The 11,977-nt window shown below is 61.0% G+C and carries 8 protein-coding genes and 1 pseudogene; 4 read left to right on the top strand and 5 right to left on the bottom strand.

The window, feature by feature from the left end; all coding sequences use genetic code 11:
* Positions 1 to 102: 102 nt before the first annotated feature.
* The gene (locus P5540_09865; GenBank protein HRT65123.1) at positions 103 to 747 is read right to left on the bottom strand and encodes a hypothetical protein; all 645 of its coding nucleotides are present in this window, start codon (positions 745 to 747) and stop codon (positions 103 to 105) included.
* Between P5540_09865 and P5540_09860 the strand changes: the two are divergent.
* A pseudogene (locus P5540_09860) lies at positions 694 to 870 on the top strand (transposase). The gene P5540_09865 and the pseudogene P5540_09860 overlap by 54 nt on opposite strands.
* 399 nt (positions 871 to 1,269) lie before the next feature.
* Here P5540_09860 and P5540_09855 read toward each other — a convergent pair.
* Positions 1,270 to 3,090, bottom strand: coding sequence for a beta-galactosidase (locus P5540_09855; protein ID HRT65122.1), 1,821 nt, complete (start codon positions 3,088 to 3,090; stop codon positions 1,270 to 1,272).
* A 198-nt stretch (positions 3,091 to 3,288) separates the two neighbouring features.
* A complete protein-coding gene (locus P5540_09850) occupies positions 3,289 to 4,689 on the bottom strand; it encodes a Gfo/Idh/MocA family oxidoreductase (protein ID HRT65121.1) in 1,401 nt (466 codons plus the stop codon).
* A 172-nt stretch (positions 4,690 to 4,861) separates the two neighbouring features.
* Between P5540_09850 and P5540_09845 the strand changes: the two genes are divergently transcribed.
* Positions 4,862 to 5,506: a lysoplasmalogenase gene (locus P5540_09845; GenBank protein ID HRT65120.1), complete on the top strand. Its 645-nt coding sequence runs from the start codon at positions 4,862 to 4,864 to the stop codon at positions 5,504 to 5,506.
* Here P5540_09845 and P5540_09840 read toward each other — a convergent pair.
* Together P5540_09840 and P5540_09835 are read right to left on the bottom strand one after the other, a co-directional pair.
* On the bottom strand, positions 5,482 to 6,825 hold the full coding sequence (locus tag P5540_09840; GenBank protein HRT65119.1) for a CCA tRNA nucleotidyltransferase: 1,344 nt from the start codon (positions 6,823 to 6,825) through the stop codon (positions 5,482 to 5,484). The two genes, P5540_09845 and P5540_09840, sit on opposite strands and share 25 nt — an antisense overlap.
* Positions 6,809 to 9,388 (bottom strand): DUF2339 domain-containing protein, encoded by a 2,580-nt coding sequence (locus tag P5540_09835; GenBank protein HRT65118.1) that lies wholly within the window; start codon positions 9,386 to 9,388, stop codon positions 6,809 to 6,811. The genes P5540_09840 and P5540_09835 overlap by 17 nt, the downstream gene beginning before the upstream one ends.
* 145 nt (positions 9,389 to 9,533) lie before the next feature.
* Between P5540_09835 and P5540_09830 the strand changes: the two genes are divergently transcribed.
* Positions 9,534 to 10,613 carry a hypothetical protein gene (locus tag P5540_09830; GenBank protein ID HRT65117.1) on the top strand — a complete coding sequence of 360 codons (1,080 nt, stop codon included), beginning with the start codon at positions 9,534 to 9,536 and terminating at the stop codon, positions 10,611 to 10,613.
* Between the two features lie 19 nt (positions 10,614 to 10,632).
* Positions 10,633 to 11,976 (top strand): acetyl-CoA hydrolase/transferase C-terminal domain-containing protein, encoded by a 1,344-nt coding sequence (locus tag P5540_09825; protein ID HRT65116.1) that lies wholly within the window; start codon positions 10,633 to 10,635, stop codon positions 11,974 to 11,976.
* The last annotated feature ends 1 nt before the right edge of the window (position 11,977 follow it).

The raw sequence follows: 11,977 nt of genomic DNA, 5'->3' as shown, positions 1-11,977 counted from the left end.
ATAGGTGAGAAAACACACCAAGATATGGGCTTGGACGCGTTCGGATTTCTGGCGCCAGATGGGGCGGATGCGCAGGTCGCTCTTGTGGATGCGGAAGGCGGCTTATGCTTCGGTCAGTTGGATAGAGGTACGCCGAAGCTCTTCGGCGCTCCAGTCCTCGATGTTGCTGCGCAGCAGGTAGCACCCTTCGCTGAGTTCGGACCGGACCCGCCACTCTCGAGCCTCCCGCCAAGTCACGCTGGCCCCGCCATCGGAACGGGTATTGATCGTGACCTGAAAAAGGCCGGCCGCCCGGCTGTTGAGCCCTTTGAGGCGTCCGACGCGTTGGGCAATGGTCAACGGGTCTTGTTTCTTGTGCGCACATGCCTTGGCGAACTTCTCCCGCCCCTCCCGGATACGTTGGGCGAAGCGTTCGTGCATGGCCTTTTCTTTTTCGCGCCGGTCGGCGCTACGGCATAGGATAAAAGTCTCTTGACCGTCCGGCGAGGGACACTTCTTCACCTCGAACCCTTCCCGCACGATTTCCCAGTCCTCCGAAAGCAGTTCGTGTTCAAATTTCTTCAACCCGCTCTTGGGCGCCCCCACCAGATACCGTCGTCCGGTCTGTTGCAGAAATTCGATATGCCCTTCGGAGACCATCCTGCGGTCCATCGCCCAGATGCGGTTCGAGCGGCCATAACGCCGCTCCATAGTCGCGAAGATGGGGTTATCCGCAGCCGGGCGGTACTCGTGGCGATCGGCATCCATGGCGACGGCCGACGGTGCGTATGGGGCGTTGAGCTTGCCAACCGGGAAAGCCGCAGCCGTTGGCGTGATTTCCTGATACGTCTCAAAGAGCGTGGCTTACGCGACGTGGAGTTCATCGTCAGTCATCTCTGTCCAAACGGCGGCTTGCAGAAAGCCATTTTGAGTAAATAGACCATCTGTGTCCAAATCACGGCTTGCAGAATGCCATTTTGAACAAATAGACAACAGTTTTTTAGGGATAGCGTTCGTAAGACACCTCTTTCTCGCAATGAAGAAAAAATTCCCCCGAGCAAACTTATTTTGGACAGCACTGACATGCGGATTCGAATTTGGCATCGCCTGGCCCGAACATCCATCCCTGTTTTACATCTGCGTGTATCTGCGTCATCTGTGGATCGTATGATTATCCGCAGATGACGCAGATACACGCAGATATCGAACAGAATGATCGGGATAACGAGGTAAAACGTGATTTCTTGCTGCCAAAATCGGCATCATACCGGAAGTCGGGTTAGCGTTGATTCAGTCGGCGTAAGAAGCATAGAGGGCGGTTGTTCGCGCGGGAAGGGTATCGGACCATCGGCGGTCGGCGTCGGGTGTGATCGGCCGCCGGCCGGGGGGAACGATTCGCTCGACGGTGCGGCAGGGGTAGGGCCATTGAAAGGTGTGCGTTCCTTCCGTTTCGGCCTGCACGAAAAGATAGTGGCCTGCGACGCCGGTTGCGCCGGGCGTGTCGCGGTACAGATGGACGCCGGCCCTTGCGCAGATCGTACGCATAATCCCCATGGGCAGGAACGGCGCCGCCGTGTACACGCTCACGCCCTTGCGCAGCGGGCGCGCCGCGGCGGCGATTTCGCCGGTATCCTTGTGGCGCGCGACGATGTCCACGTCCGCGGATGCGACAACGAAGCGCGGGATTGAATGCAACCCGGCAATTGTGAATTCCTCGCCGGTAATCGTTCCGGTCATCGCCCCGGAGGCCGTGCCTGGTTTCGGCTCGACATCCATGCCCGTTATCCCAGCGATTCGCGCACAGGCAACACCGTCCGGACCCACGATATCGGGCGCAAGGGCCCAAACCACGGTCGCGCCCCGGTCGAGGCGTTTTTCGATGGCGCGCCGCCCGGCCTTGTCAATCGCGAAGGCGTTCGCAAGAACGATCACGCGCACGGAATCGGGCAAATTCGGCAGGTCGCGTTGCAGATACCAGCCCACGGGCGCGCCGATGCGGTCGAGTTCGGACTGCCACCGCGACAGGGATTGCCGAATTTCGCGCCATGCCGCCGGAATCACCCAATGCCGGGCTTGTTCGTCGAAAAGAAACGCCACTTGGGGTTCAAACGTCGCCATGCCGCGCAGTTCCGCCTGCAAGCGCCGAAGCAAAGGCATGGTTGGGCGCAAAGCGGCCTCTCCCCCACCCTCAACGGAATACGAAAAGCCGCAACGATGCGAGAAGGCATGGCCGAAGATCCCGAAAAGGTCCGGCCCGGGTTCATCGAGGACGCAGAGCATGCCGTGCAGCGCCGGCGAATCGAGCGAAGGCCGCATGGATTCCCCCGGGAAAACGGAATAGGAAACCAGCAGCATGTCGATCTTTTGGCAGGCGGCCAACCGCTCCAGCGAAGCGGGGCCGTTGCCGTTCCATACGGCGCCCGCGAGCAGGCGGCGCGCGCCGGTTTCTTTCACGATGCCGGCAAAATAAGCGAGCGTATCCGCCGCGAGATCGCATTGAAAGGCTTCGAAGTCGCTCGCTTGGCGATGCGCGAAGGGATCGCGGAACGGCCCCCAACCCGTTTTGTCGCATTCCTCCGGCGTGGGAATGGCGGCATCCTCGAACGACGCGGCGGGGTTGTTCCATGCCTTGCGCAACGCATCGTCCTTCGCGTACCGGTGCCGCAGCCATGAACGGAACGCGTTCACATCGGCCTGCGAAAAAACGGCGCCGCCCGTATCCGGGGCCGGCTCCTCCGGGGAGGATGCCGACCATTCAATAATCACGCCGATGAAACGTGCGCCGTGCGGCCCTTCGGCCATCAGGCGGATGCTGTCCCGCAACATCCCGGACGTGGTTTCGCGCCATGATTCGTCCACGCCCGAAACGTCCGGATCCAACGCGACGCGAATAAGGAAGTATCCCTCCGGATGCGCCTGCCGGTATCGCTCCACGATTTCCGCGGCCTGTTCGGCCGTACCGTGCCGCGCAAGCGGCATGTTGAAGACATGGAACGGAATTCCCGCTCCGGCGGCCTCGCGAAGGCCCTTCAGCGAAGCCTCGTCGCTTCCCTGCCGGTTGTTGCACATGTAGAACAGCGGCGTATACGGGGCGTTGTCCAGAAAAACCACCGGGCCGCCTTTTCCCCCCGCCCTGCAGGAAACGTTGGGCGGACGAAACGCAACGGGATCCGCTTGGACGATGCCCATCCCGCATGCCAGAGCGGCCGCAAGAAATAAACGGACCCGCCCCGGCAAACGGCGGGATTTTTCGGCATGCGGGGGATCAAGCGCCGCCATTTCAGAAATATCGTCCTTGTGGAACACGATTTACGCTAAAAAACGCGGCCCCATGGTTTCTTGATCAAGGATCGCCACCGGGTCGAGCATGGGCGCCGTCTTCCATGCGCCGCGCGTGAAATCGGGAAAATCGATCGGCGCGCAGCCCTTGGCGACACTCTGTTCGCTGACAGGGCCGATTGCGGTCCATGCGGCGGCATCGTACACGTTCATATCGGGCGGCCATCCATGGCGCAGGCATTGAATGAGGCGCATGTCCTCGATGAAATCCATGCCGCCGTGGCCGGCGCCCTTGGCTGCGGCCTCGTTGGCCTTCCACAAAGGATGATCGAATTCCTTCAGATAGGCTTCCATTTCCTCGAATTCATGGCCCTTCGATCGTCCTTCGATAAAGACGCGGTTGGGATAGCCGCAAAAGAGTCCCCGCGTGCCTTGCAGCATGTTGATGCGGCTGTACGGCCGGGGCAGATTGGTGTCGTGCACGATGGTGATGGTGCATCCGTTGGCCGTCTTGACGAGCGAGACATTGACGTCGCCCAGTTTGAAGGTTTCCTGCTTGCGCGGGTCGTCGTCCTTGAGATGTTCGCGGGCAAACTCCTGGAGCCCGCGCGACTTGCTGCTCATGGAAACCAGCGTGGCGAACTGGTCGCCCCGGTTGATGTTCATGTATTGGGCGACGGGGCCGATTCCGTGCGTGGGATACAGGTTGCCGTCGCGATTCACGGCATGTGCGCGACGCCAGAGTCCCTCGCTGGATGTGGCGAATTTGAGCTCGCGCAAATCGTGCAGATATCCGCATTCGCCATGGATGAGTTCGCCGAAGATCCCGCGCCGGGCCATGTTGAGCACCATCATTTCCGGCCGGTCGTAGCAGCAGTTTTCCATCATCACACAGTGCTTTTTTTGTTTCTCGGCCGTCTCGACCAGTTGCCAGCATTCCTCGAGGGTGACCGTGGCCGGTACTTCGGTGGCGGCATGCTTGCCGTTTTCCATCGCGGCGACACAGACCGGCGCATGCCACTCCCACGGCGTCGCGGTATACACCAGATCGAGGTCTTCCTCCTGGCACATGCGCTTGAAATCGTATTCGCCCTTAGTATACCCCGCCGGTTTCGGCTGCCCGGCCTGCATGGCAAGATTCTGCGCATTGGCGACTTTTTCCGGTACGATGTCGCATACGGCGCGGAGTTCTACTCCTTCAATGCGAAGGAGGTTCCGGACATGGTTCGTGCCCATCCCCCCCACGCCGACGAAACCCACGCGAACGCGTTCGAGCGGCGGCGTGGCGAACTGGAGATTCGGCGCCGAGGCGGCGCCCGGGGTCCCGGCCTGGGCCAGCGCATCCGCGGCCAACAAGCCCGCGCCCGCGGCGGCGGCCATCCTGACAAAATCACGGCGTGTCGGTTTGCAATCCATCATTCTTTCTCTCATGGCAGACATCCCCGTCGGTTGATTGTCCATTTGGTTCCAAGGAAACGATATTGACCCTTTGCACCGCCGCAAGTCAAACGCGCCGCGCCGAAAAGTTCGGGCGCATGGTGGTCTGTCGCGCATGCCCTCGTGGAAATTGGAATAGTCGCGGGAACTGGTGTATTCTTCGGGTATGAGTATGATGTTACCGTGGATATGTCTTAGTCTGGCAGCGGCGTTTCTTCTACTGGAGGCGGAATATTCGGACGCGCAGCCGCGCCGGGCGATATTCAAGACGCTGGCATCCACGGGTTTCCTACTGACCGCGATATCGGCGGGGGCGCTTGAAAGCGTGTACGGCCGGGCGGTGTTGATCGCCCTGGGGCTTTCATGGCTGGGCGACGTTCTCTTGTTGTCGGGTTCGGAACGCGTGTTTCAGATAGGTCTTTTCTGTTTCCTTGCGGCCCACATCGCTTACGGGGGGGCGTTTCTCGCCAGCGGGATCAAACCCTTTGCCGCCTTGGCGATGGTGGGATTCCTCCTGCCGGTCGTGGTAATTATCGTTCGCTGGCTTTGGCCGCATGTGCCGGGCCACATGCGTTTTCCCGTCGGACTGTATATCCTCGTCATCACGGGCATGGTGGCATTGTCCGGAGGGATGGCGGCCCTGTCGGGGCGTCTTTGCGTCTTTGTGGCGGCTTTTATTTTTTACCTCTCCGATTTGGCCGTGGCGCGCGACCGCTTCGTTTCGCCCGGATTCGTCAACGCTCTTTGGGGGTTGCCGCTTTACTATATGGCGCAACTCCTGTTTGCCTACAGCGCCTCGCTGGAATCCTGACGCGGCCAACGCGCGCGCACGAACGCCCATGCTTCGCCGCGATCCCTCAGACGGCCTTCGAGTTGTTCGTCCTCGACGGCCCGCAGGATAGTGGAAAACAGGGGGCCGGGCGTATACCCCATTTCGATGAGATCGTCTCCGCGGATGAGCGGCGGCGGCTTTAAGGCGTCCGGGGGCATTTCGACAAGGTAACGCTCCACCCATTCGATCGTATCCAGCGCGCCGTGGCTGGCCAGGCAGTCCAGCCGGCACAATTCGACCAAATCGGGAAACCACGGTTCCCGCACAAAGCGTTTGAGCCTGCAGGGCCGCATGGACGGCGCGGCGTCCAGCCGCATGTGGTTGAGCACGAGGTTCACGATGTGTTCCGTGGATGCATTTGAAAAGCGCAACCGTTCGCAGAGGTTTTTTGCCAGGGCGGCGCCGGCCTTGTCGTGGTAGTTGAACCGGATGCGGTCCGTGAAGGTTTGCGTTTGCGGCTTGCCCACGTCGTGCAGAAGGACCGCCATCGCGAATTCAGGCGACGGATTGTTCATCAGGCCGAGCATTCCGAGCGTGTGCTGGAACACGTCGCCTTCCGGATGAAAGGCCGGGGGCTGCTCGACGCCTTTCATGCGGGCGACTTCGGGCAACACGTGTTCCAGCAGGCCCAACTCGTCCAAACTGGCGAACGCTTCGCGCGCATGGCCTTCGGTCAGCATCTTGACGATCTCGTCGCGGATGCGCTCGGCGCTGGTCCAGCACACGAGCGGGGCCGTCTCACGAATGGCCCTTGCGGTGTCCGGATCGATGGTGTAACCGAGTCGCGCGGCAAAACGGACCGCCCGCAACAGGCGGAGACGATCCTCGGCAAACCGCCGTTTCGGATTCCCGACCGTTCGAAGACGCTTGTCGCGCATGTCTTGTTGCCCTTCGACATAATCCAGCACCGTGTTGGAAACGGGATCGTAGAACAAGGCATTGACGGTGAAATCCCGCCGCCGGGCGTCGGCGATTTCGTCGCGAAACTCGACATAATCCGGATGGCGTCCGTCGCTGTAGGGTCCGTCGGATCGGAATGTCGTCACCTCGAACGATCCTTCGGGCAGCACGACCATCTGCACGCCATAGGCCGCGCCGACGCCGACGCATTTGCGAAAGAGCCGCGCGACGTCTTCCGGCCTTGCGTCGGTGGCCACGTCATAGTCTTTCGGCAAGACGCCCAGAATGCCGTCGCGCACGCAGCCGCCCGCCAGCAACGCGCGATGCCCGGCCGCGCGCAACCGGGCGCAAATGCCCAGCGCAGCGGGCCATCTCGGATCGTCAGGAGGCGGTTTCATCGGAATGGGAATCTTTTTCGGCGGGCGCCGCCGTGCCGTGCGGGGCGTTGCTCCGGTAATGCGAATAACCCCAGGAAATCGCGATCAATGGCACGCTGAGCGCCGCGAAGGACAAAAACTGGTAGAACGGCGGCAGGCTGCGCAAGTCATAGGCGTAGGCGCGCACGATGGCCGCCGCGAAAAGGATCAACGCGATCCAGCGGTAGCGGCTTTCGCGGACGGCAACACCGATGACGACCGTAAAGACTGCCAGCCCCAGCCAATACAGCGTGCGCTGGGCGTCCGGGGCATATCGGCTCACGCCGGCCAGACCGACCAAGGCGCCCGCGACGACGATCGCCGTGCGCAGCCATTCCTCGTTTCGCGGCGGTGTCCGCTCCGGACGTTCCAGCAGCAAAAAAAAGCGCTCGCCGGCGACGTAGGCCAGCAGGATCATCGCCAGCCAAATGAGAAAACACGGTTCGCGGTGATAACCCGGCTCAATCAAGTAGATTCCCTTGAACAGCGAAATTGTCCCCGCGCCCAAGGCGACCAGTCCCGCCGCTTTCATGGAGGTCATGCTCAAGACAACGCCTGCCGCAAACAGTCCGACGGCCAGCAGATTCTGCCCGAACGGAATCCACATGCCGGCAAAGAGATGTTTGATCATGGCCGTCAACATCACGGTGGCCGCCAGCGAGGGCAGTGCGGCCATAGCGTCGTGGTCCCATGGCTGGCCGCCGCGTGTCCGGCGCAGATAACGGTCCCAGAAACCGGCCCCGGCAAAGGTCAGCAACGCGAGGGCGATGGTCTTGAAGGCAAAACGCGGCTGTGTGTCGAAGCCCGGCATACCGCCGATGAGAAACATGTGGTAAGCGGCGTGCGCGGCCGCAAACAGTAGAATGCCGCCGAACGCCAGTTGGGGGGTCTGCACGCATCCGCCCACGGCAACCAGCAACAACCCTTCCATGGCCAGCAGGTAGGGCATGCGCACGTCGCCGCCGCGATCGGCGACGGTTACGGCCATGAGTATCACGGCGGCCGCCATGGCGTACATCAGCGAAACCGTCCGGCTTCGGACATCGAAAATCGTATCGGCCAGGAACCATTGTCCCTGCGCCACGCGATCCGCGGGCCGCACGCGGCGGACGAACCGCGCATAATACCCCGAGACGACACACAGCACGATCGCGCTTCCCGCGCAGCAGAACCAGTTGGTCCCTATCGCGTATCCGGCGACGGACATTGTTCCCCCGGCGTTGAGATGGAACATGGATCCCAAGAAGGTCACAAAGAGCAGCAACAGCCCAAGCAGTTTGAATGTGACGAGACCGCTTCGTTTGTAGGAAAACGCGAGCGCGAGGCATTCGAGGCTGATCGCGACCATGAGTTTTTCGCCCGAGAAATAGGCTTGCAGCGCGAGGGTTGCCATGACAACCGACTTGGCGATGTAAACCTGATAAAGATAGTTGCCGCGTGGTCCGGTGACGTGCAGCAAGGCCGCAAAACCGAAAAGCAGCCCGGCAAACCCCAGCCGGAACATCCATTCCTCGTGCGGGTAGGCGTGCCGGACCGCATACCATCCGAGGACGATGAATACGCAGGAGTTGACGCCCGTCATGGGCGCGATGCCGCGTCGGTATTCGCCCGTTTTGCGCGCGTCGGCGATTCCCGCAAGCGCAAAGGAGACGTAGCAGACGGCGAGAAATCCGTTGCTGAGCCAGAAGTACTCGCGATCCGGCATGTCGAGGCCGCCGGGCTTGACAAGGAAGAAATACAGGTAAACCGCATAGGTCGCGATGAGCGCGCCCCACGCAAACAGGAACCAGCGGTGCAGCGCGTGAAAGGCCACCGCCACAACCGCCAGCATCGCGCACGTGAGCAGGCCGTAATACAGATTTTCGCCGTTCGCGCCGCTCATGCAACTGGCTACGACGGTGTAATACACAAGGAACAGCGAAACGCCCGCCACGGTCTGGCTGCGCCGCCAATGCGACACGCCGGCCAGCGCTCCGAGGCAAACCAGCAACAGGGGAATGCCAAGGACCTGCCGCCCCGACACGCGCATCTCATCCACGAAGAAGGCCGCATAGGTCGTGAAATACAGCGTGGCAAGCCCCGCGCCCAACACTACCTGGGCAAAGCGATCGCCCGTGGAACGCCGCCATAGCCCGTATCCGATGCCGCAGGCCGCGACGGCATAGAACACGGCCAGTTTCTGCGCGGGGGTGATGGATTCGCTGTACAGAGTCACCCGCGCGCCCAACACGATGCTCGTCATGAGCATGACCACCGCTATCCGGCTCAGCCAGATGCTTCCGATGCGCGATTCGAGCGTGCCGTCCCGTGCGCCCGAAAACGCCTTGACCACGGGATACAAGGAAGGGCCGCGGTTTTGCGGGATAGAAGAATCGCCGCGCAGCGGCGGAAAACGGACGGGGCGCACAGCCTCCGGCGGCGGGACGATTTCCTTGCGTGCGGCGTCTTCGTTGGCCGTGGGAAGATTGCCGGCGATAGAACGGATCTGTTCCGACAACTCGGCCACCTGCCGTTCGAGCATTTCAATCCGCCGTTCAAGATCCATGGTTCCGCCATTTCTCCGTTCCCGAGCCTACAGGCTAACGCAAGCGAATGATGGGACGCAAAACGATGAAAGACAAGGCTGTTATCCCCGTGTCCCAGTTGCTATACTCATGGGGTTGTAGAAATTGCTTGCGGAAGGAAGTGTAATGGCGGGGCTGAAATACCGCGAGGACATGGACGAAGTCCGCGCTCGCCTGGCTACGTGGTGGAATGGAGGCCGCATCGGCCGTCCGGCGCTGCTGCTGACGGCGCCGCGCGAAACACCGGCCGAAGACATCGAGCCGCTTCCGGAACCGGACGGCTGGCTGACGCATTATTCGACGCGTGATTACGCCTATCGTCTCAATTGGGGATTGCGCGCCTGCGTGAACACGCACTATTTCGCCGAGGCGGTTCCCCATGTTTCCCCCGATCTCGCGCCCAACTGTCTTGCGCTGTTTCTGGGATGCCGCGGTATTGAAATGCCCGAAACCGTCTGGTGCGAACCCTGCATGCACTCGCCGGACGAGGCCCGTTTTCACTTTGATCCCGCCAATTGTTACTGGGATTTTTCGTGGCGGCTGGGCCATGATCTGCTCCGGTACGGCAAGGGCAAGTTCCTGGTCGCCTTTCCCGATCTGATCGAGGGACTCGACACGCTGGCGGCCATGCGCGGCACGGAATATCTCTTGCAGGATTTATACGAGCGTCCGGATTGGGTCCGGGAAAGCCTCCGCCAAATCACTGATTGCTACTTCCAATGCTACGATCTGCTCTACGAGGCCTATCGCGACGAAACAGGAGGATCGGTATTCTGGTCGTGGGCGCCCGGGCGCATGGTGAAACTGCAATGCGATTTTTCGGCAATGATCGGCCCGGACCTGTTCGGTGAATTCATGGTTCCCGTGCTGCGCGAAATGGCCGCGCGCGTCACGCATTCGATGTATCATTGGGACGGCCCGTCCGCGTTGCGGCATCACGATCATCTGCTTTCGATTCCCGCGCTCGACATGCTGCAATGGACGCCGGGGGCGGGCGTCGAACCGCCGGACCATCCCCGATGGTGGCCGTATTATCACAAGACGATTGAAGCGGGAAAGAAAATTTACGTTCACTCATGCGAGGGGGTGGAAAGCCTCCGTCGCTTGAAACGCGAATTTGGGACCGCGCTGGAGTCGTTCCTGATCGGCATGACCGCGGAAACACCGCGCCAAGCCCATGAAATTATAAAAATGGCCGAAGTGTGACAATTCCGGAGGATTGACAATGGGAGCAGCAATGGACCTGTATCGTGGCAAGCGAATTTCAGCGGACGAGGCGGCCGCCATGGTGCGTTCGCACAGCACGGTGGACTACTATGCCTTTTCCGTGTCTTCGCGATACCTCGACGCGGCATTGGCGAAGCGGGCCGGCGAACTCGAGGACGTGACCATCCGCAGCGAAATCCGCATCGCGCCGCCGTTTCAGACGTTCATGGCCGATCCAGAGGGCAAGACGTTCCGACTCGAAACGCTGTTCATGGGTCCCATCGAACTCATGGTGCCGGCGGATCGCCGGGCCTACACACCGGCGCGCCTCAGCGAATTCGAGCGGTTGTTCGTTTCCGGCGACTTGACAACGGACATCGCCGCCTTCATGGTAAGCCCGCCCGACAACGACGGCTATCTGTATTTTTGCCCGTCCCCGTCACTGGCGCTGGTTGACGCCCGCCACGCGAAATGCTTCATGGCCGAGATCAACGAAAATCTTTTCCCGATTGCCGGCAGCGAGGAGCGGCGCATCCACATTTCGGAGGTGGACTACGTCATCGAAGGCGATAATCCCCCGCTCATGCCCCTTCCCCGCGTCCAACCCACGCCGATTACCGAGGCCATCGCGCGCCACATCGTCGGTGAACTCTTCGACGGCGCCTGCCTGCAAATCGGTTTCGGCGACATCCCCGACGCCGTCGCGGAATTGATTATCCATTCGGATCTCAAGGATTTGGGCATCCATACGGAACTCATGGGCGACGGAATCATGAATCTCTACAAGGCCGGCAAGATCACCGGCGCGAAAAAACAACTCCAGCCCGGCAAAATCACGGCCGGCATCGCCTTCGGCTCGCAGGACTTCTACACGTTCATGCGGGAATGCCCCGATCTCTATATGACCGTGAGTTCCTACACGAACAATCCCACCGTCATCGCGCAAAATGACCATGTCGTGGGCATCAACGCGTTTCTCGATATCAGTCTTGCCGGCGATGTCAATGCCGAATCGGTCGGGGGACAGACGTTTTCCGGCACGGGCGGGCATCTGGATTTCGCGATAGGCGCCCAGGGATCCAAAAACGGCAAATCCATCCTTTGCGGCCCCTCGACCTATGTGCAGAAGGACGGCACGCGCGTTTCGCGCATTGTCGCGGCGCTGCCGCCCAACGCCACCGTCACGACGCCCCGCTCGTGCATGCACTATGTCTGCACGGAATACGGTATCGTCAACCTGCGCGGACGCACCCTGCCGGAACGCGCCGAATTGTTGATTGGCATCGCACATCCCGACTTCCGCGAAGCGCTGATCCGCGATGCGGAACAAATGGGCCTTTGGCGGCCCCGCAACCGGCGGTAAC

The organism is Candidatus Hydrogenedentota bacterium (assembly GCA_035450225.1).
Taxonomy (GTDB): Bacteria; Hydrogenedentota; Hydrogenedentia; order Hydrogenedentales; family SLHB01; genus DSVR01.
Note: the sequence above shows the minus strand (reverse complement) of the source record. Positions and strands in the feature narration are given on the sequence as shown.